The sequence below is a fragment of the Nocardioides gilvus genome, assembly GCF_003194605.1.
Taxonomy (GTDB): domain Bacteria; phylum Actinomycetota; class Actinomycetes; order Propionibacteriales; family Nocardioidaceae; genus Nocardioides; species Nocardioides gilvus.
In genome coordinates, this window is the sequence record NZ_QHKY01000003.1 from 596,846 (window position 1) to 620,429 (window position 23,584).

General features: G+C 68.4%; 24 protein-coding genes and 1 tRNA gene. 13 read left to right on the forward strand and 12 right to left on the reverse strand.

Going from position 1 to position 23,584, the window contains the following annotated elements:
• The first annotated feature begins 77 nt into the window (after positions 1-77).
• Positions 78-575, forward strand: coding sequence for a SigE family RNA polymerase sigma factor (locus DNK52_RS11745; protein ID WP_110241236.1), 498 nt, complete (start codon positions 78-80; stop codon positions 573-575).
• On the forward strand, positions 572-3,292 hold the full coding sequence (locus DNK52_RS11750) for a hypothetical protein (protein ID WP_110241153.1): 2,721 nt from the start codon (positions 572-574) through the stop codon (positions 3,290-3,292). Before DNK52_RS11745 ends, DNK52_RS11750 begins: the two co-directional genes overlap by 4 nt.
• A 69-nt stretch (positions 3,293-3,361) precedes the next feature.
• Here DNK52_RS11750 and DNK52_RS11755 read toward each other — a convergent pair whose 3' ends face one another.
• From DNK52_RS11755 to DNK52_RS16165, 5 genes are read right to left on the reverse strand one after another with little or no spacing between them, the layout of a single operon-like run.
• Positions 3,362-4,870 carry an acetyl-CoA hydrolase/transferase family protein gene (locus DNK52_RS11755; protein ID WP_110241154.1) on the reverse strand — a complete coding sequence of 503 codons (1,509 nt, stop codon included), beginning with the start codon at positions 4,868-4,870 and terminating at the stop codon, positions 3,362-3,364.
• A 42-nt stretch (positions 4,871-4,912) separates the two neighbouring features.
• Positions 4,913-5,758 carry an MBL fold metallo-hydrolase gene (locus tag DNK52_RS11760; RefSeq protein WP_239455518.1) on the reverse strand — a complete coding sequence of 282 codons (846 nt, stop codon included), beginning with the start codon at positions 5,756-5,758 and terminating at the stop codon, positions 4,913-4,915.
• On the reverse strand, positions 5,755-6,639 hold the full coding sequence (locus tag DNK52_RS11765) for an NUDIX hydrolase (RefSeq protein ID WP_204163499.1): 885 nt from the start codon (positions 6,637-6,639) through the stop codon (positions 5,755-5,757). The genes DNK52_RS11760 and DNK52_RS11765 overlap by 4 nt, the downstream gene beginning before the upstream one ends.
• Positions 6,640-6,648: 9 nt before the next feature.
• Positions 6,649-7,107 carry a RidA family protein gene (locus DNK52_RS11770; RefSeq protein WP_110241238.1) on the reverse strand — a complete coding sequence of 153 codons (459 nt, stop codon included), beginning with the start codon at positions 7,105-7,107 and terminating at the stop codon, positions 6,649-6,651.
• Positions 7,104-7,271, reverse strand: a complete 168-nt coding sequence (locus DNK52_RS16165) for a Sp36 family protein (RefSeq protein ID WP_204163500.1) — start codon at positions 7,269-7,271, stop codon at positions 7,104-7,106. The genes DNK52_RS11770 and DNK52_RS16165 overlap by 4 nt, the downstream gene beginning before the upstream one ends.
• A gap of 198 nt (positions 7,272-7,469) precedes the next feature.
• Between DNK52_RS16165 and DNK52_RS11775 the strand changes: the two genes are divergently transcribed.
• From DNK52_RS11775 to DNK52_RS11785, 3 genes are all read left to right on the forward strand, one after another.
• Positions 7,470-8,567, forward strand: coding sequence for an NAD(P)H-binding protein (locus tag DNK52_RS11775; RefSeq protein ID WP_110241155.1), 1,098 nt, complete (start codon positions 7,470-7,472; stop codon positions 8,565-8,567).
• A 198-nt stretch (positions 8,568-8,765) separates the two neighbouring features.
• Positions 8,766-9,281 (forward strand): Cys-tRNA(Pro) deacylase, encoded by a 516-nt coding sequence (ybaK, locus tag DNK52_RS11780; protein WP_110241239.1) that lies wholly within the window; start codon positions 8,766-8,768, stop codon positions 9,279-9,281.
• The gene (locus tag DNK52_RS11785) at positions 9,278-10,630 is read left to right on the forward strand and encodes an MFS transporter (protein ID WP_110241156.1); all 1,353 of its coding nucleotides are present in this window, start codon (positions 9,278-9,280) and stop codon (positions 10,628-10,630) included. Before ybaK ends, DNK52_RS11785 begins: the two co-directional genes overlap by 4 nt.
• Positions 10,631-10,740: 110 nt before the next feature.
• Here DNK52_RS11785 and DNK52_RS11790 read toward each other — a convergent pair whose 3' ends face one another.
• Positions 10,741-11,775, reverse strand: a complete 1,035-nt coding sequence (locus DNK52_RS11790) for an LLM class flavin-dependent oxidoreductase (protein WP_110241157.1) — start codon at positions 11,773-11,775, stop codon at positions 10,741-10,743.
• A gap of 122 nt (positions 11,776-11,897) precedes the next feature.
• Here DNK52_RS11790 and DNK52_RS11795 point away from each other — a divergent pair, with 122 nt between their 5' ends.
• Complete coding sequence (locus DNK52_RS11795; protein ID WP_110241158.1) at positions 11,898-12,125, forward strand: hypothetical protein; 228 nt, start codon at positions 11,898-11,900, stop codon at positions 12,123-12,125.
• A gap of 86 nt (positions 12,126-12,211) precedes the next feature.
• Complete coding sequence (locus DNK52_RS11800; RefSeq protein ID WP_110241159.1) at positions 12,212-12,760, forward strand: GrpB family protein; 549 nt, start codon at positions 12,212-12,214, stop codon at positions 12,758-12,760.
• Between the two features lie 58 nt (positions 12,761-12,818).
• On the opposite strand, the gene DNK52_RS11805 is transcribed toward DNK52_RS11800, so the two are convergent.
• Complete coding sequence (locus DNK52_RS11805) at positions 12,819-13,484, reverse strand: CoA transferase subunit B (RefSeq protein WP_275426152.1); 666 nt, start codon at positions 13,482-13,484, stop codon at positions 12,819-12,821.
• Positions 13,485-13,487: 3 nt separating this feature from the next.
• The gene (locus DNK52_RS11810) at positions 13,488-14,267 is read right to left on the reverse strand and encodes a CoA transferase subunit A (protein WP_110241160.1); all 780 of its coding nucleotides are present in this window, start codon (positions 14,265-14,267) and stop codon (positions 13,488-13,490) included.
• A gap of 141 nt (positions 14,268-14,408) precedes the next feature.
• Here DNK52_RS11810 and DNK52_RS11815 point away from each other — a divergent pair, with 141 nt between their 5' ends.
• The 3 genes from DNK52_RS11815 to bagB are packed head-to-tail and all read left to right on the forward strand — an operon-like array spanning position 14,409 to position 17,416.
• Positions 14,409-15,170: an IclR family transcriptional regulator gene (locus DNK52_RS11815; protein WP_110241161.1), complete on the forward strand. Its 762-nt coding sequence runs from the start codon at positions 14,409-14,411 to the stop codon at positions 15,168-15,170.
• Positions 15,171-15,179: 9 nt separating this feature from the next.
• Complete coding sequence (gene bagA, locus DNK52_RS11820; protein WP_239455519.1) at positions 15,180-16,223, forward strand: ATPase BagA; 1,044 nt, start codon at positions 15,180-15,182, stop codon at positions 16,221-16,223.
• A complete protein-coding gene (gene bagB / locus DNK52_RS11825; protein ID WP_110241162.1) occupies positions 16,220-17,416 on the forward strand; it encodes an ArsA family ATPase in 1,197 nt (398 codons plus the stop codon). The genes bagA and bagB overlap by 4 nt, the downstream gene beginning before the upstream one ends.
• A gap of 122 nt (positions 17,417-17,538) precedes the next feature.
• Here bagB and DNK52_RS11830 read toward each other — a convergent pair whose 3' ends face one another.
• Positions 17,539-17,832 (reverse strand): WhiB family transcriptional regulator, encoded by a 294-nt coding sequence (locus DNK52_RS11830; RefSeq protein ID WP_110241163.1) that lies wholly within the window; start codon positions 17,830-17,832, stop codon positions 17,539-17,541.
• A 256-nt stretch (positions 17,833-18,088) separates the two neighbouring features.
• On the opposite strand from DNK52_RS11830, the gene DNK52_RS11835 reads away from it, so the two are divergent.
• The gene (locus DNK52_RS11835; protein ID WP_162598749.1) at positions 18,089-20,527 is read left to right on the forward strand and encodes a transglycosylase domain-containing protein; all 2,439 of its coding nucleotides are present in this window, start codon (positions 18,089-18,091) and stop codon (positions 20,525-20,527) included.
• A gap of 74 nt (positions 20,528-20,601) precedes the next feature.
• Here the strand turns inward: DNK52_RS11835 and DNK52_RS11840 are convergent, their stop codons facing one another.
• Positions 20,602-21,060 (reverse strand): GatB/YqeY domain-containing protein, encoded by a 459-nt coding sequence (locus DNK52_RS11840; RefSeq protein ID WP_110241164.1) that lies wholly within the window; start codon positions 21,058-21,060, stop codon positions 20,602-20,604.
• A gap of 32 nt (positions 21,061-21,092) precedes the next feature.
• Here DNK52_RS11840 and DNK52_RS11845 point away from each other — a divergent pair, with 32 nt between their 5' ends.
• Positions 21,093-22,022 carry a metallophosphoesterase gene (locus tag DNK52_RS11845; RefSeq protein WP_239455520.1) on the forward strand — a complete coding sequence of 310 codons (930 nt, stop codon included), beginning with the start codon at positions 21,093-21,095 and terminating at the stop codon, positions 22,020-22,022.
• A gap of 108 nt (positions 22,023-22,130) precedes the next feature.
• Positions 22,131-22,204: transfer RNA gene (locus DNK52_RS11850), tRNA-Pro, on the forward strand.
• Here the strand turns inward: DNK52_RS11850 and DNK52_RS11855 are convergent.
• Positions 22,186-22,983, reverse strand: coding sequence for an integrase core domain-containing protein (locus tag DNK52_RS11855; RefSeq protein WP_204163501.1), 798 nt, complete (start codon positions 22,981-22,983; stop codon positions 22,186-22,188). The two genes, DNK52_RS11850 and DNK52_RS11855, sit on opposite strands and share 19 nt — an antisense overlap.
• A gap of 20 nt (positions 22,984-23,003) precedes the next feature.
• A partial coding sequence (locus tag DNK52_RS11860; protein WP_110241166.1) for an IS3 family transposase occupies positions 23,004-23,584 on the reverse strand: 581 nt, incomplete at its 5' end.

Consider the following 23,584-nt stretch of genomic DNA (forward strand, 5'->3'; position numbering starts at 1 on the left):
CCCCTCCCCGGACGTCTGACAGGGAGAAGGCAGCCGCCCCGGCCGCCGATGACGGCCACACAGGAGAGGGGGTGGGCATGCTCACCGCGGACGAGAGCGGCTTCAACGAATTCGTGGCAGCCCGTGGACCGGCGTTGCAACGCGTCGCCTACCTGCTCTGCGGCGATCACCACCACGCCCAGGACCTCGTCCAGTCCGCGCTCCTGCAGGCAGCACGCCACTGGGAACGGATCCACACCTCACCCGAGGCCTACGTACGCCGCTCCATCTTCACCGCCAACGTCTCCCGGTGGCGCCGCAGACGCTTCGACGAACACGAACTGATCGGCGACCGGGCCTCTGCCGCACACCCGGACCCTGCCCTGCGGATGACGCTGATCGAGGCCCTGGACCAGCTCACCACCCGACAGCGCGCCGTACTCGTCCTGCGCTACTACGAAGACCTCACCGAGACGGCCACGGCCCAGACCCTCGCGATCTCCGTCAACACCGTGAAGTCCACCCATCGTCGCGCCCTCGCCCGCCTGCGGGAGTGCGCCCCCGAACTCTCCGAGCTGATCGGGAGGACGTCATGACCGACCGCGACACCCTGCTGATGCGCGAACTGCGCGACACCTTCGACACGCTCGCCAGCGCCTACACCCCCGTACGCCTGCCCGACGACCTCTGGACGAGCGCACGCGCCCAACGACGTACGGACCGGGTCCGGGTGCTCGCGGCCGTCGCCGTCGTCATTGCGCTGCTCGGCGGGCTGGTCGCCGTCCAGCAGGGCTCCGGCGCGCTGCTCCCCGCGAAAACATCCGAAAGCGGTGCGTTGCCGAAGAACGTGTACGTCCCCAGCGCCGAGGAGGTTGCCGACCTCATGGCGCGCGACCCGCGCGCGACCCGCAACTACGAGGGCGGACGGGCCGCGATCGCCACCCTCACCGCGGCGGGCGAGATCCTCCTGGTCAGCGCAACCACCGGGGAGCACCACATCATCTCCGAGCTGGACGTCGACCTCATCCACGGATCGGGCGGGAACCTCCCTCTCGCGCTGTCTCCGGACGGGCGGAAACTGGCCTACGCCTACCGGGAGCGTTCCGACGACAGCGTCGAGGAGGAGACCGGGGTGGGAGTCATCGACCTGCTCGAGAGCGGGCTGGGCGGCGTGATGCTGCCGCTGGCCGCACCGGACGGTCTGTCGATCGAGATCGACGATCTCGCCTGGTCGCCCGACTCCTCCCACGTGGCTTGGCTGGGATCCAGGTACGTCCCCGGCCAGGGTCCGATCGAGTACGACACGAAGTGGCTCGGGAGCGGCGACGTCAACCTCGACGGGGCACGTCAGTGGTCCCTCGAGACCGAGAGGGGGACCTGGCCCAGCGAGATCGTGGTGGATGACCGCGGTCGAGGGTTCGTGATCGGCGACGAGGCATGGCCCTTCGGTGAAGACCCTGACCTCAGCGCCATCCCCGCAGACTCCGGGCGCGCTTTCCCCGTGGACGAGGACTGGCACACCACCAACGATCGCGGAGCGACGCTGACCGCCGACCGGCGGACGCTGCTCCTGGGAGGACCCAACGCCACAGGCGGCAAACGTGGAGCGACCACCACGCACCTCGAGGTGGATCTCGCCTCCCCCGACCTGACCTCGACCCGCACCGATTGGCCCATGGACAGCGAAAGTGGCGGTACCTACCTGGAGATGCTGGGCGAGACCCCGGACGGTTCGGTCGTGGCCACCCAGAACTTCACGCCGACCTCCATCGAGGCGGTCACTCCCGACGGCGACTTCCGGCGACTCACCACCATTCATGGGTTCACCGAAGTTTCGCTGACCGTGGCAACGGACCTGGCGGACGCTGATCCCGTCCGCTTCGCCGCTCCGGCGTGGGCGCCACGACCGCCGTTGTGGCCACTCGTCGGTGTCCTCGTGCTGGTGCTCGCGGCGCTCGCGGTCGTCGTACGCCGGCGGCGGCACCGCCCCGAAGGACGCACCGAGACCCGCACTGGCAGCGGGGCCCGAGAGGTCGTGGCCTGGACGGTGGTCCTGCTCGTCCTCCTCGGTGCACTCACCCACGTCAGCCGTCCATGGCCGAGCACCACGAGCGTGCGCTCGGCCGCCGGGTCGGTGCCGACGACCGTCCATCTCCCTCCGGACTACCTGAGCCTCTACGACGTGGAGCCCTCGAACCTGGACGTCGGCCGGATCGGTGCACTGGCCCAGAGCAGCGGACAGCCCGCGGTCCTGGTCGGCGCTGAGGACGGTCACCACCGGGCCGTTGCCCTCGACGGGCAACTGGACGACCACGGGCGGATGTCGCCCAGCACCACGGTGTTGAGTCCGGACGGCACACGTCTCGTCTGGGTCTTCAATGACGACGAGGACTTCATCGAGACGGCGCAAGGCCTCCGGATCGCCGATCTGGGCACCGGGGAGGTCGAGGACGTCAGGATCGCAGGCGAGGACGACAAACCCCTCCGCGTCGACGAGATCGTCTGGTCGCCGTCGGGCACCCACGTGGCATGGCTGGGAACCGGACCCCTGGTCAAGAAGAATTCGAGGGGCGAAAAGAACCGCAGATCCCAGGAAGTCGGAGTGGTGACTCTTGCCGGTTCTGGGAGCCAGGGCCTGGCGGCCACCCAGTGGAGACTCACCGACTCGGCCCGTTCGAGCGCAGCAATCGGTGTCGATGACGCCGGCCGCGCACGGGTGCTGGCCGGACGGCGACTGTGGACCCTTCCCGAGCCCTCACGGGCTGGCGGAGGGCCCACTTCGCGCCAGGTCGCTGGTGGCGGGCAGTCGTGGACCGGGGCCGCGATCTCCCCCGACGGCCGGCAGTTCGTCACCGGGCTCAACCACGGGGAGGGCGACGAGTACGTCTCCGGTCTGATGACCCTCGACCTCACCGCACCCGACAGCCGGATGGTCACCCATCCGTGGCGCGACCTCCCGCTCGGTGCCGCCAGCAGAGTCCTGGGCTGGACACCCGAGGGCGACGTGGTCGTCACCCACCACCTCGTGGACCTGGGAGGACAGTGGAGCGACCAACAGGTCTCCGTGGTCACCGACTCCGGGACCGCGACGCCGCTGACCGGGATCGACGCGACACACATGACGGTATCCGTGGCGAGCGACCTGGCTTCGAACCCCATGGAGTTTCCCGAGCCGATCTGGCCCCGCAGCGACGAGCGGTGGTGGGCTCTCGCCCTCCTCGGAGTCGCGGCTCTGGGCGCTGCCCTGATGCTGGGCCAAACGGTACGGCGTCGGACACCCCGCGGGAACCGAAACACGGCGCCCCGCGTCTGAACGTACGCCGGCCCGGACTCCACGGGGGAGGTCCGGGCCGGCGTACGTTCAGGTGGGTGCGGCAGTGAGTCACATGTGACCGGTGTCGAGGTACCTCTGGTGCCAACTCAACGCCTCGTTGAGCAGGTGCGGGGTGTGCAACGCGTTCGGTCGCGCCGCCGCGGCCCGGTCGACGTAGTCGCGCAGGGCGTCGCGGTAGTCGGGGTGCGCGGTGTTGTTGATGATCACTTCGGCGCGCTTGCGGGGCGACAGGCCGCGCAGGTCGGCGAGACCCTGCTCGGTGACGATCACCATCACGTCGTGTTCGGTGTGGTCGACGTGGCTCACCATCGGCACGATCGAGGAGATCGCGCCGCCCTTCGCCGTCGACGGGGAGACGAAGAAGTTGAGGTAGGCGTTGCGGGCGAAGTCACCCGATCCGCCGATGCCGTTCATGATCGCCGAGCCCATCACGTGGGTGGAGTTGACGTTGCCGTAGAGGTCGGCCTCGATCATCCCGTTCATGCAGATCAGGCCCAGGCGTCGGATCAGCTCCGGGTGGTTGGAGATTTCCTCGCTGCGCAGCAGGATCTTGCCCTTGTAGTCGTCGATCCTCTCCATGAAGCGCTTGACTCCCGCGTCGGAGAGACCGAAAGAAGTCGCCGAGGCGAAGTCCAGCGTGCCGTCGTCGAGGAGGTCGAGCATGCCGTCCTGGATCACCTCGGTGAATGCGGCGAGACCCTTGAAGGTGCTGCGGCTGAGCCCGGCGAGCACGGCGTTGGCGACGTTGCCGACGCCGGACTGGATCGGCAGCAGGTCCCTGGGCATCCGGTCGGCGGCGACTTCGGCCTGCAGGAAGTCGACGAGGTGCTCCGCGATCTGGATCGAGGTCTCGTCCAGCGGAGCGAATGCGGCGTTGCGGTCCGGCGCGTTGGTCTCCACCACCGCGACCACCTTGCGCGGGTCGACGCGCAGGTACTCGTCGCCGATCCGCTGGGTGGGGTCGGTCAACTGGATCGGCTGGCGGTAGGGCGGCAGCGCGGTGCCGTAGTAGACGTCGTGGAAACCCTCGAACTCGCGCGGCTGCCAGTGGTTGACCTCAAGGATCACCTTGTCGGCCTGGTCGAGCCACGTCTTGTTGTTGCCGACCGACGAGCTCGGCACCAACCGCCCGTCGGGGAGGATCGCGGTCACCTCGACCACGGCGATGTCGAGGTTGCCGTAGAAGCCGAACCACATGTGCTGCGCGGAATGGCTCAGGTGGATGTCGAGGTACTCCACCTCGCCCGAGTTGATCTCCCGGCGCAGCGTCGGGTCGGAGTTGTAGGGCAGACGCCGCGAGATCGCGTGGGCCTCGGCGAGCACCCCGTCGGCGTCGGGCGCAGTCGAGGCACCGGTCCACAGGTCGACGCGGAACTCCTCGCCGCGGGCCCGCGCCTCACGTACGCGCTCGGCCAGCGCCCCGGGCATGGCCTTGGGGTAGCCGGCGCCGGTGAATCCACTCATCCCGACCCGGTCCCCCGGGCGGATGTGGGTCACGGCCTCCTCGGCGGTCACGACCTTGGCGGCGAGCGTGGGACAGGCGATCCTGGCATTCACCCGACGATCATCGCATCCGGCGGAGGGCTTCGCCCTTCGTGGTCACGACCGGCCGGTAAGGTGCGCCAACTGGGCACGTACCGACAACTCGGCTGCACCCCACAACACCGGGTCGACGTCGGCGTAGACCCGCTCCACGACCGAGCGCGGTGACACCGTCGCACCGCTGCCGGGCGCGAGATCGAGCTCAGTGAGCGCCTCGGTCAGGGTGGCACGATCAGCCAGCGTGAGCACGGCCTGCTCCACCTGCGCGAGCCGGTCGCGACGGTGCGCGATGTAGAAGTCCAGCGCGCCGATCGCATCGTCGATGACCGGACCGTGCCCCGGCAGGATCGTGTTCGCCTCACGAGCCTCGGCCAATGCGTGCAGCCGGTCCAGGGAGTCGAGGTAGGCACCCAGCTGACCGTCGGGGTGCGCGACCACCGTCGTACCGCGCCCGAGCACCGTGTCGCCGGTCAGCACCGCCCCGTCACCGGGCAGCAGGAAGCAGAGTGAGTCAGCGGTGTGGCCGGGCGTGCCGACCACCCGGACCTCCAGACCGTCGACCTCGACGACGTCACCGTCACCGAGTCCTTCGGAGCCGAGTTGGTGCGCAGGGTCGAGGGCACGTACGCCGCACCCCATCCGCTCAGCGAACTCCTTCGCCGCCTCGGAGTGGTCCAGGTGGTGGTGCGTGAGCAGGACGACGCCCACCTCGCCGGCGACCTCGGCCACCCGGTCGAGGTGGCTGAGGATCGAGGGTCCGGGGTCGACCACGATGCTGCGCCGCGCGCCCGGCTCGCGCAGCACCCAGGTGTTGGTGCCGTCCAGGGTCATGATGTTGGGGTTGGGCGCCAGGACGCACTGCGCCCGCTCGCCGAAGGAGCCGCCCGACCAGAGGTCGCTCACGACGAGGCCAGTCCGCTCGAGCGCATCAGCGCCTCCCACTGCGGGTGCTGGGTGAGCGCGAACTCGCCGTCGCCGGCCTCGGCCACCTCGGGCATGAACATCTCGATCCGGCGGTCGGCGGTCGCGGTGAGCACCTCATGCGCAGTCGCGTGCTGCGCGACCTCGAGGCAGTTCTGGAAGGTCGGCGGCATCATCATCACGTTGCCGGCCAACGCCTCACGCACCGCGGACGCCGCCGTACGCCACTCGACGGCCGAGGACTCACTCGAGATGTCGCGGGTCACCTGCCCCTCGGGGAGCAACGCGACGAAGAACCACGTACGGAAACGGCGCGGCTCGAAGATCGGCGTCAGCCAGCCGCTCAGCGGCCCGAGAAGGTCGCTGCGCAGGACCAGGCCTCGGCGCAGCAGGAAGTCGTGGAAGCTCAGCTCGTGCGCCTCCAGGGCGACCCGGTCGGCCTCCCAGTCGTCGCCGGTGGTGTCGGCGACCACGGAGGTGGCGTCCGGACCGGCGAGCAGGACGCCCGACTCCTCGAAGGTCTCGCGGACTGCGGCACAGACCAGGGAACGGGCCAAGGACTCGTCGACGCCGAGCGCCTCGGCCCACTCCTGAGGCGTTGGACCGGCCCAGCGCAGGGCGGGGTCGTCGTCGCTCGGGTCCACGCTGCCACCCGGGAAGACCCACATGCCGCCGAACGCAGCCATCGTCTTCTGGCGGCGCATCAGGTAGACCTCGGGGCCGGCGTCAGAGCTGTCACCGGCGCTCTCGGAGTCCCCGGAACGCAGGAGCAGGACACTGGCCGCGTTGCGTGGTTCGGCCGGAGCCTCGTCACCTGCGTCGAAGCGACGGCTCTGCTCGACGAGGCGCTGCGGGAGGGCCATGCGCTCCACTCAGACCTCGACCATGATCTCGACCTCGACGGGCACGTCGAGCGGGAGCACCGCCACTCCGACCGCTGAGCGCGCGTGCACGCCGGCGTCGCCGAAGACCTGGCCGAGCAGCTCGGAGGCGCCGTTGGCGACCTGGGGCTGACCGGTGAAGTCGGGCGTCGAGGCCACGAAGACGACGACCTTGACGACCCGCTTCACCAGGGCCAGGTCGCCGATCTCGGCCTTGACCGCCGCGATCGCGTTGAGCGTGCACTGCCGCGCGCACTCGACGCCGACCTCGGGAGTCACCGCTCCGCCGACCTTGCCGACCGCGATCGGGGTGCCGTCACGGACCGGGATCTGCCCCGAGGTGAGGACGAGGTTGCCGGTGCGGATCGCCGGGATGTAGGTGGCGACCGGCTTGGCGACGTCGGGGACGCTCAGGCCGAGCTCGGCCAGGCTCTCCTCGGGGTGCATCAGTCGTCCTGCGGCCGCTTCAGGAAGGCGACGAGGCCACCCTGGGCGTTGGTGTGGATGGCAACGAGCTCCCACCCGTCGCCACCGAAGTTGTTGAGCATGAGCGCTTCGTTGTGGAGCGGGATGGGGGCGACCTGGTACTGCCACTTCGTGTTCGACTGAGTCATGGGACGACCCTATCCCCGCCACCTGCGGACGTCATCAGGAGCCACACCTGGGCGTACGGGTGGTGATGACGTCCCGCTGCTTCGACGGGCGGACGGAGTCAACGGCAGTTTCAGGCGCATTTCCGGGCCGTCCGAAGGGTTGACTCCGTTCTTCTGCGGGCACCTCATGCATTCGGCAAGATCGTATATCATCGCATTATGGCCTACAGCACCATCACTGACCTCGACGTCGCCGCCCACCAGAAGAAGAGCCTCGAGCTCCGCACGCGCCTCCTGAAGAGTGCGTCGAAGACCTACGTCACAGGCCCCACCGGCGACGGCAACGGCGAGGTGGTCCTGCTGCTGGGCGGCACCGGCTACATCGGTCGCGCTGTCGTCCCGGAGCTCGTCAGGCGCAACTACGCGCCGGTGGTCCTGGCCCGTTCGGAGTCGGCACGCGGCGAGAAGGAGTTCGCGGGCGCCACCGTCGTCGTTGGCGACCCCACCCGCATCGCCGACGTGCAACGCGCCGTGGCCGAGACCCAGCCGCAGGTCGTCATCTCGCTGCTCTCCGGACGCCGTCCCAACGACGCCGAGGAGTGCCGCCAGGTCGACCACGAAGCGATCGGCAACGGGATCAAGGCCGCAGTCGCGGGCGAGGTGAAGCAGTTCATCCACATCTCCGACTTCGGCGCCTACCGTCCCGAGCTGATCCCGCAGGTCTACAAGCTGCAGGTCGAGGGCGAGCTGATGGGCCGCCACCACGGAGACCTCGACTGGACGATCATCCGGCCCACCGCCTACTACCCCTACCTGTCGATGACCTTCGGGGACGTGAAGAACGGCGAGAAGTACCGGATCTTCGACCACGGCGAATACTCGGTCGTCAACCCGATCGCTCGCGAGGACCTGGCCGAGTTCATCGTCAACCAGGTGCTCGATCCGGACGCGATCGGACGCATCCTCCCCGTCGGGGGGCCGTGGAACGCCGACAACACCGTCACCCTCAAGGACGCCGGCCAAATGATGTTCGACGTGCTCGGCAGGCCCGCCGACTTCGACGTCGTCACCATGGCGTCGTGGGACAAGAAGATCGCGAACCTGGCCCGCGCCGGCAAGCTCTACAAGAAGCTCGCCCCCGTCGCCTACTACCTCGAGGCAGCGAAGTACTGGTCGGTCGTTGACCACGTCGCCCCGGCGTACGGCACCCGCACCCTGCGCGGCTTCATGGAGAAGCTGAAGGACCGTGAATTCCCGACCGGGTCGTTCAAGGAGCGGATGAAGAGCGGCACCCAGCTCATGCCCACCGACGTGTGAGGAGTGAGCCGGAGGCAGGCCGAAGCGCAGCGAGGTCTGGTGGAGGCGAGCCCCGCAACATGTCGGTGGGTAGTACCGACGTGTGAGGAGTGAGCCGGAGGCAGGCCGAAGCGCAGCGAGGTCTGGTGAAGGCGAGCCCCGCAACATGTCGGTGGGTAGTACCGACGTGTGACCTTCCGCGCCACCTATCGTGGTCCGGTGGCGAAGAAGCAGGCGGTGGCGAAGAGTGCCCGTGGCAGCACCCCGGCGACGGATGCCCTGAGCGAAGCCGGACTGCCATTCACGTTGCACCCCTACACCCACGACCCGCGAGCCACCTCGTACGGGCTCGAGGCTGCCGAGCTCCTCGAGCTCGACCCGGAGCGAGTCTTCAAGACCCTGGTCGTCGACCTGGCGAGCGACGCTCGTCCCCGGTTGGCCGTCGGCGTGGTCCCGGTCTCCGGCCGACTCGATCTCAAGGCGATGGCGGCAGCGCTGGGAGCGAAGAAGGCCGTGATGGCCGATCCGACCCTGGCGGCCCGCTCGAGCGGATACGTGGTCGGCGGGATCTCCCCGCTCGGCCACCGCACCCCACTCCCCACCGTCGTCGACACCTCGGCCCGCACGTACGAGACGATCTACGTCTCGGCCGGACGCCGCGGGCTCGACGTCGAACTCTCACCCGACCACCTCGTCTCCCTGCTCGGGGCGACGTGGGCGGAGATCTCGCGTTGACCAGCACCACCACGCCCCAGCCGGGCGTCCTGTCGCCCGCCTACCTGGCCACCACACTCGGCACTGTCGCGGTGATCGCCCTGGTCGCCTTCGAGACGCTGGCGGTCACCACCGTGATGCCCACGCTGACGGCTGCCCTCGACGGACGGCACCTCTACGCCCTCGGCTTCGCCGCCCCGCTGGCCAGCGGCGTCGTCGGGATGATGATCGCCGGCCTGTGGAGTGATCGCTCCGGGCCGTCACTCCCGTTGTTGACCGCGCTGACGGTCTTCGGCAGCGGCCTGCTGGTCGCTGGGCTGGCCCCCTCGATGGAGGTCTTCGTCGTCGGACGAGTCCTTCAGGGCCTGGGTGGTGGTGGCGCGACAGTGGTCCTCTACGTGGTCATCGGGCTGATCTATCCCGGGCCGCTGCAGGCGTCGGTCTTCGCTGCCCTCGCCGCCGCCTGGGTGCTCCCGTCACTCTTCGGTCCTGCAGTGGCCGCCTTGGTCGCCGAGGCGTTCGGCTGGCGCTGGGTCTTCCTCGGCACCGTCGGCCTGGTCGTGCTGATCACCCTCGTCCTGGCTCGCCGGGTGCTCGGCCTCCCGCGACCCGAGACGCCGCCGGCGACCACGTCGTACGCAACTCTGGGGTGGGCGGTGGTGGCCGCCGTGGCCGTGCTCGGCGTACGCCTGGTCGGCGACCGGATCCTGCTCTCCCTGCTCTGCGTGGCCATCGTGCTGTACGCCCTCTCCCACCTGCTGCCGAAGGGGGCGCTGCGACTGGGCACCGGACTTCCGTCGGTGATCTCGACCCGTGGCCTGCTGGCCGGCTCGTTCTTCATGGCCGAGGGCTACATCGTCCTCACGTTGGAGGAGAAGTGGGGGCTCACGCCGACCGTCGCCGGGCTTGCCCTGACTGCGGTCGGCATCGTGTGGGCCCTGAGCAGCTGGGCACAGGCCCGACTCAAGCATCTGAGCCACACCAAGGTCCTGACGCTGGGCACCGCCTTCGTCGCCCTCGGGCTGGCGCTGCTCACGGGTGCCATCTTCTTCGAGGTCAACCCGTGGCTGACCGCGGCGGTCTACGTGGTCGCCGGGGCAGGAATGGGCTTCGCCTACCCGCGTACTGGCGTGGCGATGCTGCAGTCGTCGACCGATGCCGACCGGGGGTCGAACTCAGCCGCCCTCAACGCTGCCGACTCGATGGGTGGGGCGCTGTCCTTGGCCGTCGGTGGGCTGGTCTTCGCGTGGCTGGAGAAGTCGGGCGGCGATCCGTTCGCGGGCGTCTACCTCTTCGCCTCGGCGGTCGCGATCATCGGTCTCGTCGCTGCGGCGAGGACTGCGTCCTCGGGGACGCCGGCCAACGCCTGAGCGACGTCTCGCTGGCCCGCCAGTCGTATTTGAACGTAGGAAACCCTGCTCGGCGGGCACTTGATGGCCCCGGCGTCCACTTTCCTACGTTCACTTACGAGAACGGTGCCTCAGCCGGCGAGCAGACGCAGGGTCTCCTCGCGGGCGGGGAACCGATCGACCGGGTCACCGGCCACCGCGCCAGCAACCGGCTGGATCATCACCTCGTCGACGCCGAACTGCTCGGCGAACGCGCCGACCCGCTGACGGGCGGCCACGGGCTCGTCGACGACCCACTTCTCCAGCATCGCGCCGACCATCGACTGCTGCGCGGCGGGGAAGCCGATCTCAACGGCCTGGTCGACGGTGCGCTGGGCCTCGAACGAACCACCGATGCGCAGGGCGATCATCGCCTGCATGTGGGGGGTGGCGAGGCGAACCGCCTCCTCCTTCGTCTCCGCGACGGCGGCATTGAGTGTCAGGAACGTACGCGGCTCCGGGTGCTCCTCTGACGGCTGGTAGTTCTCCCGGTAGAAGTCGAGCGCCTTCTCCGTGCCCTGGCCGAAGAAGTGGTGGGCGAAGACGTACGGCAGCCCCTGCTGGGCCGCGAGTCGTGCGGAGTAGTCCGAGGAGCCGAGCAGCCACATCCGGGCGACGCTGGTCGCGAGCGGGGTGGCGCGCAGGCTCTGGCGGTGCTGGCCGTAGGCCAGCTCGACGCCTTCTGGGCGCATCAGCATCGCAATGTCGGAGACGTACTCGGGGAAACGGTTGACCGCTTCACCTGCGTCCTCCATCTCCTGACCGCGCAGCACGAAACGCGTCAGCGCGTCGGTGCCGGGTGCGCGGCCGATACCGAGGTCGATGCGACCGGGGAAGGCTGCCTCGAGCAACGCGAACTGTTCGGCGATCACCAGGGGTGAGTGGTTGGGCAGCATCACGCCGCCGGAGCCGACCGAGATCCGGTCGGTTGCGCCGGCGAGCATCGCGATCAGGACCGGCGGGTTGGTCGCAGCGACCGAGGTCGTGTTGTGATGCTCGGCCACCCAGAACCGGCGGAAGCCCAACTCGTCGGCCGTTCGCGCCAGCGCGACGCTGGCGCGGATCGCCTCGCCGCTGCTCTGCCCGGTGCGGACCGGGATGAGGTCAAGGACGGAGAGGGCGGGCATTCCAGGCAGAGCGGAGTCGGGGGAGGTCACCTGGCGTGAACCCGGACGGGCTGCGGGCTATTCCGGTGAGACGTACTCGCAACCGCCCACGGGGGCAGGTCGCGCACCCTAGGATCCCCGACATGGGAATCGGAGTGGCTGAACTGGGAATCATCGTCATCGTCTTCGGCGTCATCAGCATCGCCGTCTTCGTGTGGTGGCTGATGATGCTCATCGAAGCCCTGCGCATCCCCTCGGGCCGATGGACCGCGACCGGTCAGAGCCAGATCCTCTACGTGCTCGCGATGATCTTCCTTGGCATCATCGGCACGATCCTCTACGTCCTGATCCCCCGCAAGCAGCTCACGTAACAGCACTCTCTTAGACCCCTGCCGCTCCCGGCCGGCGCTCACGGTGAGTTGGGGCACTCTGGATCGCGCGCTCTAGGCTGGCGCAGGTGACTTCTGATCGACGCCGCCCAGACGTGGACGCGCTGGAGTTCTTCGGCGCCCCGGAGACCGACAAGTTGGTGCTCGTCGAGCACGACCCGGGCTGGTCCTCACAGTTCGTCGCTCACGCGGAGCGGATCCGCTCGGTGCTGGGCGACATCGCGCGCGGGCTCCACCACGTCGGATCGACCGCTGTGCCCGGCCTGGCCGCCAAGCCGGTCATCGACATGCTGCTTCTGGTCGACGACATCACCGCCGACGAGGACTACGTCGAGCCGTTGGTGGCCGCCGGGTACGTACTGCGGGTCCGGGAGCCGGGGCACCGCCTGCTCCGTACGCCGGAGCGCGACGTGCACCTGCACGTCCACGAGCCCGGCGACCCCGAGGTCGACAGACTGCTGCTCTTTCGCGACCGGCTGCTCGATGACGCCGAGGACCGGTCCCTGTACGAGGCGACCAAGCGGGAACTGATCACGCAGGAGTGGACGCACATGCAGGAGTACGCAGACGCCAAGGACGACGTGATCGCGCTCATCAGGTCCCGCGCTCGCGACTGACGCCCGACGACGGGACCCCGCCGGACGTGGTCCGACGGGGTCCTGTCTGACCTGTGGGTCAGAGCGCTGCGATGAGCTCCGGCTCGGTCTTCTCGCGTACCTCGGCCTCAGTCACCCCGGGAGCGAGTTCGACCAGGACGAGGCCCTCGGGCGTGACGTCGATGACCGCGAGGTCGGTGATGATCCGCTCGATCACACCCCGCCCGGTGTAGGGCAGCGAGCACTCCTTGACGATCTTGTAGGAACCGTCGCGCGCCACGTGCTCCATCAGCACGATGACCCGCTTGGCCCCGTGCACCAGGTCCATCGCGCCGCCCATGCCCTTGACCATCTTGCCGGGGATCATCCAGTTGGCGATGTCACCGGCTTGGGAGACCTGCATGGCGCCGAGGATGGCGGCATCGATCTTGCCGCCGCGGATCATCCCGAAGCTCATGGCGGAGTCGAAGAACGACGCGCCACGGCGCACCGTGACCGTCTCCTTGCCGGCGTTGATCAGGTCGGCGTCCTCCTCGCCCTCGAGCGGGTAGGCCCCGACGCCGAGGATGCCGTTCTCCGACTGCAGGACCAGCTCGACGTCGTCGGGCACGTAGTTGGGGACCAGGGTCGGCAGCCCGATGCCGAGGTTGACGTACTGGCCGTCGCTCAGCTCGGCGGCGGCGCGGGCCGCCATCTGCTCACGGGTCCAGCCGTGGGCCACGCTCTGCTCAGTGCGTTCGGTCAAGGCTCAGCCCTCCTGCGTCTGGTCGGCACGCGGCGTGACGGTCCGCTTCTCGATCCGCTTCTCAGCGGCCTGTTCGGGCGTGAGCGCAACGACGCGTTGCACGTACACCCCCGGCACATGGACGTCGTTGGGGTTGATCTCGCCGGGCTCGACCAGCTCCTCCACCTCGGCGATGGTGACCTGGCCACACATCGCAGCGAGCGGGTTGAAGTTGCGGGCCGAGTCACGGAAGACCAGGTTGCCGTGGCGGTCGCCCTTCCAGGCACGTACGAGGCCGAAGTCGGCGACGATCGCCTCCTCGAGGACGTACTCGCGCCCACCGAAGTCGCGGGTCTCCTTCGGCGGGGAGGAGACCACGACGTTGCCCTCGGAGTCGTACTTCCAGGGCAGGCCACCCTCGGCGACCTGCGTGCCGCCGCCGGTGGCGGTGAAGAAGGCGGGGATCCCTGAGCCGCCGGCGCGCATGCGCTCCGCGAGCGTGCCCTGCGGAGTCAGCTCCACCTCGAGCTCGCCGGAGAGGTACTGCCGGGCGAACTCCTTGTTCTCCCCGACGTAGGAGGAAATCATCCGCCGCAACCGCCTGGCCATCAGCAACTTGCCCAGGCCCCAGTCGTCGACGCCGCAGTTGTTCGAGACGGCTTCCAGGTCCTGGATGTCGGCGTCGAGGAGCGCGTCGATCAGCACCGACGGGATCCCGCAGAGGCCGAACCCGCCGACCGCGAGCGTGGCGCCGCTCGGGATGTCGGCGACTGCCTCGGCGGCACTGGCCACCACCTTGTCCATGGGTTTCCCTTCTCCGGAGCCCGGAGGGGCTCGTCGCGTGGGCCGATTCAAGCGGGAAGCGCCGACAGGGTCAACGGCGGACCATTGAGCTGACGCAAACCTCTCGCAGGGCGACACAGATCGAGCGGTAGCGTTCATTCAATGGACACCCCCACCGACGTCGTCGGCCGCGTCGCCGCCCTGCTGCGAGCCGTCGCGGCCAGCGAACCTGACGGGGCGCGTACGAGCGAGATCGCCCGCAGTGTCGGCCTGACCCGCCCCACCGCCCATCGCCTCCTCACCTCCTTGTCCGAAGCCGGCCTCACCGACCGGGACGCCCACTCAGGACGCTGGCTGCTCGGGCCCGAGCTCTTCTTCATGGGCAACGCTGCCAAGGCCCGCTACGACGTCGCGGCGCTCGCCCATCCGGTGGTCAGGAAGCTCGCGCAACTGACCGGCGAGAGCGCGTTCTTCTCGGCTCGCCGCGGTGACGAGACCATCTGCCTGGTGCGCGAGGACGGCTCCTTCCCGATCCGCTCGCACGTCCTGCACGAAGGGATCCGTTTCCCGCTCGGCGTCGCCTCGGCCGGCATGGCGATCCTGGCCTTCCTGCCGGACGCAGACGTCGAGGCGTACCTGGCGCGGGCCGACCTGGTCGCCGACTTCGGCGAGAGCCACGACCCGGAGGCCCTCCGTCGGCGCATCGCCGAGACGCGCGCCGCCGGCTGGGCCGTCAACCCAGGACTGTTGGTGGAGGGCAGTTGGGGCATGGGTGCCGCCGTCTTCGACGCTGCCGGGCGCCCCGGGTGGGCGTTGAGCCTGACCGGCATCGAACGCCGTTTCTCGTCCACAAGGCACAAAGAACTGGGCGAACTCCTCCTGCGTGAGGCACACAACCTTTCGATGCTTCTCGCCCGCCACTAGGTTGAATGCGTGTCGCCATCCACTGACTCCCACCCCACCGTCGCCGACCCGACCGCTGACTGGGCAGGCGTGCAACTGCATGTCGTGACCGGCAAGGGCGGCACGGGCAAGTCCACCGTCGCCGCCGCGCTCGCCCTCGCGCTCGCCTCCTCGGGCCGTACGGTCCTCCTCTGCGAGGTGGAGGGCCGTCAGGGGATCGCCCGCATGTTCGACGTCGACCCCCTGCCGTACGCGGAGACCAAGATCGCCCGCGGCCTCGCCGACGACCGGGGGCACGCGGGATCGGTGTACGCGCTGCACATCGACGCCGAGTCGGCCCTGCTGGAGTACCTGGCGATGTACTACCGCCTGGGGCGCGCCGGCAAGACCCTCGACAAGTTCGGGGTCACCGAGTTCGCCACCACCATCGCGCCGGGCGTGCGTGACGTCCTGCTCACCGGCAAGGTCTTCGAGGCGGTCGAGCGCAACAGCCGCAACAAGGGCGCGATGACCTACGACGCCGTGGTGCTCGACGCTCCCCCGACGGGACGGATCGCGCAGTTCCTCAACGTCAACGGTGAGCTCGCAGGGCTCGCGAAGGTGGGCCCGATCCGGAGCCAGGCCGATCGGGTGATGACGCTCTTCCGCTCCCCTCGCACGGCCATCCACCTGGTCACGTTGCTCGAGGAGATGCCCGTGCAGGAGACCGTGGACGGGATCGCCGAGCTCCGCTCCATCGACCTTCCGGTGGGCGCGGTGATCACCAACCTCGTACGCCCCCACGAGCTCGACGAGGAGGCGCTCGCCGCCGCCGCGGAGCGGGGTCTCGACGCCGAGGACCTGGCTGCCGACCTGGACCGTGCTGGTCTCGAGGCCACCGACACCTTGGTCTCGGCGCTGCTCGACCAGGCGGCCGACCACGCCACCCGTGTGGAGCTGGAGAACCGGCAGCGTGAGGTGGTGGCCGAGGCCGGTGTGCCGACGTACACGCTGCCCCAGCTGCCGGGCGGCGTCGACCTGGGCGGGCTGTACGAGCTCGCCGCCACACTCAAGGAACAGGGGTTGGGACGATGAGCCGGACGAGAGTGGGCCCCCTCACAGGCACCCCGGGCAGCCAGGCCCCCGCACTCGACATCGACGCGATGATCGACGACCGCTCGGTCGGGATCGTGGTGTGCTGCGGCTCGGGCGGGGTGGGCAAGACCACCACCTCCGCCGCGTTGGCGTTGCGCGCCGCTGAGCGGGGGCGCAAGGTCGTCGTCCTGACCATCGATCCGGCCCGTCGACTGGCCCAGGCGATGGGCATCGAGAAGCTCGACAACGTCCCCCGTCCCGTGCCCGACATCGACGGGACCGGATCACTCGACGCGATGATGCTCGACATGAAGCGCACCTTCGACGAGGTGGTCACCAGCCAGGCCACGCCGGAGAAGGCGGAGCAGATCCTCTCCAACCCCTTCTACCAGGCACTGTCGAGCTCGTTCGCTGGCACGCAGGAGTACATGGCGATGGAGAAGCTGGGCCAGATCCATCGCCAGGCCCAGAAGGACGGCTCCTACGACCTGATCGTTGTCGACACCCCGCCGTCGCGCTCCGCGCTCGACTTCCTCGACGCTCCTGAACGGCTCTCGAGCTTCCTCGACGGACGGTTCATCCGGATCCTGCTGGCTCCCGCGAAGGGTCCGGCGCGTCTGATGACTGCTGGGTTCGGGCTGGTCACCGCAGCGATGACCAAGATCCTGGGCACCCAGGTGCTCAAGGACATGCAGATCTTCGTGGCCGCCTTCGACACCCTCTTCGGCGGCTTCCGAGCCCGTGCGGAGAAGACGTACGCACTGTTGCAGGCCGACGGCACGGCCTTCCTCGTGATCGCCGCCCCCGAGGAGGACGCGTTGCGCGAAGCGGCGTACTTCGTCGAACGGCTCAGCGAGGACGAGATGCCGCTGGCCGGCCTGGTCATCAACCGTGCCACCTTGGCCTCCGACCACCAGATCTCGGCCGACGAGGCCGCCGCCGCAGCCGCACGGCTGGAGCGTGGGGCACGGGAGAGCACGGAGGGCACGGCGGAGCAGTCGGACCGCACGGTAGGTCTCCTGCGGCTGTACGCCCGTCGGCTGCGGCTCGTCGAGCGCGAGGGTCGACTGCGCGAGCGGTTCAGCGCGGCGCACCCGCAGGTGCCGACTGCAGTGGTGCCGGCACTCCCCACGGACGTTCACGACCTGAAGGGACTACGCCTGATCGGGGATCTACTCGCAGATCGAGCCTGATCACCCGGCGTGCGGGCTGGTCGACCAGCGTTCTCACGGCGCACGAGCTGCGTACGCAAAATGCGTGACGCCGCAGACCTCGGGAGTCTGCGGCGTCACGTCACACTGGGTGAGAGATCGTTTCAGAGCTTGGCGGGAAGGCCCGTCCGGGTGTGCTCCTCGCGAGCAACCTCGAGGACGTTGCGCCAGGAGGCACCGGGACGACGGCGGAGCAGCGCACGGCGCTCACGCTCAGTCATTCCGCCCCAGACGCCCCACTCGATCTGGTTGTCGAGAGCTTCGGCCAGGCACTCGGTGCGAACCGGGCAACCGTTGCACATCTGCTTCGCCTTGTTCTGCTCAGCTCCGCGCACGAACAGTTGATCCGGTGCCGCTTCCTTGCAAGCCGCCTTGGATGACCAGTCTTCGACCCACATGCTGACTCCCCCAAACATCATCAATATGGTGGTGGACATCCCCATGATTTCCGCTCACCGTGGTGCTGCAATAACAAAGGTATAAACCAGAACGAGTTTGGGACAGACACCTTTAGCCCAGATCGTATAGTCCGGTATGACTAGTCCCCTGTGACTACTCCCGACTGGGGTCGCCTGACCGAAATGCCGTGTTGCCCTCACGAGCGAGGGAAAAGTGTGATGGGGTGTTGCCCCTCCCTCACGTAGGCTGAGGCGCATGTCCACGCCTGAAGAGCCGTCCCGCACGCGGCGCATCGCCCAACACCTCGGGATCATGGCCGCCGTCGCCACGGCGCTCGGCGTGCTCACCGCCGGACTGGCCATGCCCTTCGCCGCCGTCGTCAGTGCTGTGGCCAGTGACGTCTCCGAGACCATGGAGGAGCTGCCCGCCGAGCTGGAGACCCAGCCGCTGGCCCAGAAGACCAACGTCCTGGACCGCGAGGGCAACCTGATCGCCTCGTTCTACGACGAGAACCGCGTCACCGTGAGCCTCGACCAGATCGCCAAGCCGATGATCCAGGCGATCGTCGCCATCGAGGACTACCGCTTCTACGAGCACGGCGCCCTCGACCTCAAGGGCACGGCTCGGGCTCTGGTCAGCAACCAGGCCAACAACGGCAACGTGCAGGGTGGGTCCTCGATCACCCAGCAGATGGTGAAGCTGACGCTCGTCGACCAGGCGGACGACAAGGCCGAGGCCTCGGCTGCCAAGGAGCGCAGTTACGCCCGCAAGCTCCGCGAGTTGCGCTACGCGATCGCCTTCGAGCAGCAGTACTCCAAGGACTGGATCCTGGAGCGCTACCTCAACATCGCCTACTTCGGCGACGGTGCGTACGGCGTGCAGGCCGCCGCCAAGCGCTACTTCAACAAGAACGCCAGCAAGCTGACCGTACGAGAGGCAGCGCTGCTCGCAGGCCTGGTGAAGAACCCGGTCGGCTACGACCCGACCAGCTTCCCGGAGCGGGCCAAGGCGCGCCGCAACGTCGTCCTGGAGCGGATGGCCCAACTCAACGTCATCGAGCAGAAGGAAGCCGACGAGCTGCAGGAGAAGAAGCTCGGACTGAAGATCCAGCCCGCCGCCAACGGCTGCGTCAACTCGCCGGCCGCCTTCTTCTGTGACTACGTCTACCGCTACCTCCTCGAGGACCCGGCCCTCGGCAAGACCCGCGAGGAGCGCAAGGACCTGCTGCGTTCCGGTGGGCTCACGATCAACACGACCGTGGATCTGCGCTTCCAGAAGGAGGCCGATCGTTCCGTGCGGGACCGGGTCTACGCCACGGACCAGGCGCTCGGCGCACTGGCGATGGTCGAGCCCCGGACGGGCGACGTCAAGGCCTTGGCCCAGTCGCGCCCGATGGGTGACAACAAGAAGGCCGGCGAGACCTACCTCAACTACCTGGTCCCGCAGCGGTACGGCGACTCCGGCGGCTTCCAGGCCGGCTCCACGTTCAAGGTCTTCGTCCTCGCCGCAGCCCTCAACCAGGGCAAGATCTCGATGACCCAGACGATCAACTCGCCCAAGTCGATGAACATCCCCGAGAGCCAGTTCATGGACTGCGACGACGAGCCGTACGGCTTCGGGACCTGGCCGGTGAGCAACTCGACGGACTCCGGGTCCATGAACATGTACACCGGCACCCGCCTCTCGGTGAACACCTACTACGCCCAGCTCACCAAGTCGACCGGTCTCTGCGAGCCGTTCGAGCTCGCCAAGAAGATGGGCATCGAGCTGACCAACCCCGAGGGCAAGGAGAACCCGGCCGCTCCGGAACGAGTTCCCTCCTTCGTCCTCGGCGTCGCCAACACCAGTCCGCTGGAGCTGGCCGAGGCGTACGCCACCTTCGCCGGGCGCGGTCTGCACTGCGCGTCGCGTCCCGTCACCTCGATCGAGGACTCGGGCGGCAACGTGTTGAAGGAGTACCCGGAGGACTGCGAGCAGGTGCTGAGCGGCGCCGTCGCCGACGCCGTCAACGACGTGCTGCGCGGCGTCCAGGAGCCCGGTGGCTTCGGGCACAGCGCTGGCCTGGCGCTTCCTCAGCAGTCGGCGGGCAAGACCGGAACCATCCAGGAGAACCGCGCCGTGTGGTTCGCCGGCTACACCCCGAACCTGGCCACCGTCTCGATGATCGCGGGAGCCAACTCGCTGGGCCACCCGATCACCCTGAACGGCAAGACCGTCGGTGGGCGCCGGATCGGGTCGGCCTTCGGTTCCTCGACCGCAGGCCCGATGTGGATCGGCGCGATGCGGCCGATTGCCCAGTGGCTCAAGGACGAGGAGTTCAAGCGACCCACCGGATCGCAGATCCTGGGTGCCCGACTTTCGGTCCCCTCGGTGAGTGGGATGAGCATGGAGGACGCCCTCGAGGAGGTCGAGGACGCCGGCTTCGTCGCTCAGCGGGGCAACCAGATCAACTCCAACGTCGACCAGGGGATGGCCGCCGGGACCTCCCCCGGTTCCGGATCCACGCTCAGCAGCGGTGACACCGTCTACGTCCACCCTTCGTCGGGGTACGTACCGAGGCCGACGCCGCGCAGGTCACGGGAGAACTCGGGCGACTCCGGTGACTCCGGTGACTCCGACAACGCTGGCCGCGGGGAGCGCGGCAACGGCGGTGACCGGGGTCGCGGCGGACGCGGCGGGCGCGGCGACGACTGACATCCCCTGAAGCAGACAGGGCCCCGGGACCTCACGGTCCCGGGGCCCTGCTGCGTCGTCAGATCGTGGGGTGCTCAGCCGAGCTGGCGGCGCACCTCGGCGGCCAGGACGCCACCGTCGGCGCGACCCTTGGCCTGCGGGGTGACCACGCCCATCACCTTGCCCATGGCCCTCATGCCCTCGTCCGCAGCCCCGGTCTCCGCGATCGCCGCGGCGACGATCTCGGTGATCTCGCCCTCGGTCAGCGGGGTCGGCAGGTACTCGGCCAGGATTGCCGCCTCCTCGGTCTCCTTGGCAGCCATCTCCGGGCGATCACCGTCGGTGAAGGCAGTCGCGGCCTCACGGCGCTTCTTGGCCTCGCTGGAGAGCACGCCCAGGACGTCGTCGTCACTCAGCTCTCGGGCCTCCTTGCCGGCCACCTCGGCGTTGGTGATGGCCGTCAGGACCATGCGCAGCGTCGAGGAGCGCACCTCGTCGCGCGCCTTGATCGCGGTGGTCAGGTCAGAACGCAGGCGATCCTTCAACTCACTCATGTCACCCAGTGTGTCAGCCTTGGGTGGTGTCGGTGAAACGGTTTGTGTCCTGCACCCTCGGCCTGGGGGTGGCGAGCGGCGCCGCTGCGGCCTCGTACGCCGCCTGGGAGGCCCGCCAGTACACCCTGCGCGAGGTCCAGGTTCCCGTCCTTCCTGCAGGTCACGACGCGATCCGGGTGCTGCACCTCTCGGACATCCACATGACCCCCGAGCAGCGCAACAAGCAGGAGTGGCTGGCGAGCCTGGCCGACCTGCAGCCCGACCTGGTGATCAACACCGGTGACAACCTCGCCCACCGTGACGCGGTGCCCTACGTCGTCGACCACCTTGCAGGGCTGCTCGACGTGCCGGGTGCGTACGTGATGGGTTCCAACGACTACTTCGAGCCGGGGTTCCGCAACCCGCTCGCCTACTTGCTGCCGGATCGCGGCAACCGGCACATCGGCACCCCGCAGATGCCGTGGCGCGACCTCAAGGCCGCCTTCGACCGCGACGGTTGGGTGGACCTGACCAACGGGTTCGGCGAGCTCACCGTGCGCGGCACCAGGATCTCGTTCGCCGGCGTCGACGACCCACACCTCGGGTACGACCGCCTCGACGAGGTCGCTGGTCCCGCTGACCAGAGCGCCGACCTCCGTCTGGCCGTGGTGCACGCGCCTTATCTGCGGGTCCTCGACCAGTTCGCCGGTGACGGCTACGACGCGATCATCGCTGGCCACACCCACGGCGGTCAGGTCTGCCTGCCCACCCTCGACGGACGAGGCCGCGCACTGACCACCAACTGTGATCTGGAGCCCGCCCGGGCGAAGGGCCTGCACCGGCACCCGGCCGATTCCGAGCCCGGTGGTGCCGGGTCGAGCTGGCTGCACGTCTCGGCGGGCCTGGGGACCAACCCGTACGTACGTCTACGCGTCGCCTGCCGCCCCGAAGCCACCCTGATGACGCTCACAGCCAAGGCCTGAGAGGGCTCGTTCGGTCGGGGCGCCGACTGCGGTGACCCGATTTAGTACGCCCCGACGGGCTCGGCTATGCTCGCTTCGTTCGTGAGTGTGCAAGCAGTCGCGGACGATCGGGGTGTGGCGCAGCTTGGTAGCGCGCGTCGTTCGGGACGACGAGGCCGCAGGTTCAAATCCTGTCACCCCGACAGTGTGATGTCTCAGGACATCGGAACTCCCGGACCTGCGGAATGCAGGTTCGGGAGTTTTTTGATTTGATGGGTTGGTAGTCCCGCTTGGGGTTGATGGTGAGCTCGCGCAGGAGTTCGCCGGTCACTGCGTTGACGACGCGTACGTCGAGGTCTTGGACGAGCAGGATGACGTGGGTTCGGGCGTGGGTTCGTCCGATGCCGATGTGGTGGAGTTTGCCGTTGACGCGCAGGGTCACGGCGCCGGTTTTGTCGATGCGGTCGTGACGGATCCGGTCGTGGGTGTCGTCGCGGGAGTTGCCTGGGAGTGCTTTGGGCATCGAGTTGAACAGGGTCGCTGGTGTGGCGCGGTGCGGCAATGAGCGGTGTGGCCGGTGGTGGTTGTAGTGGTCGACGAACGCGTCGAGGAGGTTCTGCAGTTCTGCGATCGTGGCGGGTTGTGCGGGTTGGGCGCGGAGCCATTTCTTCAGGGTCTGGTGAAATCGTTCAACTTTGCCGCAGGTGGTGGGGTGGTTGGGGCGGGAGTTCTTCTGGGTGACGTGTAGTCGCCTGAGTTCTGCTTCGAAGCTGTTGAGGCCGCCTTGTCGGCCGATGCCGGCGAGTCTGACGGTGAAGACCATGCCGTTGTCGGTCAGTGTTGAGGCTGGTACGCCGTGGGTTTTGATCGCGGATCTGAACTCGGCCAGGACGATCGGTGTGGTGACCCGTTGGTGTGCGGTGACGCGTATTGCCATGCGGGTGCAGTCGTCGATCCAGGGCAGGATCTGGGACTGCTGCACGATCAGGTGACAGTGATTAGTCACGCAGCCTGAGTGGCTGGCGTGGTCATGATTGTCTCGAACTCGATGGGGGTCAACCGGCCGAGACGGTCTTGCCGACGGCGCCGGTGGTAGGTCCGCTCGATCCAGGTCACGATCGCGATCCTCAGGTCTTCACGGGTGGCCCAGGAACGTCGGTCCAGGACGTTCTTCTGCAGCAGGGCGAAGAAGGATTCCATGGCGGCGTTGTCGCCGCAGGCGCCGACGCGGCCCATGGATCCGACCATGTCGTGACGGTTCAGGGCGTGCACGAATTTCCGGCTCCTGAATTGGGAGCCTCGGTCGGTGTGGACCACGCACCCGGCCACGTCACCGCGCCGGGCGACGGCGTTGTTCAGGGCTGTGACGGCCAGGCGTGACTTCATCCGCGAATCGATGGAGTACCCGACGATCCGGTTGGAGTAGACGTCCTTGAACGCGCAGACGTAGAGCTTTCCTTCACTTGTCCAGTGCTCCGTGATGTCCCCGATCCAGAGCCGGTTCGCAGCATCGGCGGTGAACTCGTGCCGGGTCCGGCCCTTCTCATCGGTGATCGCGCAGAGGTCGTCGTGGACCGGTGGCC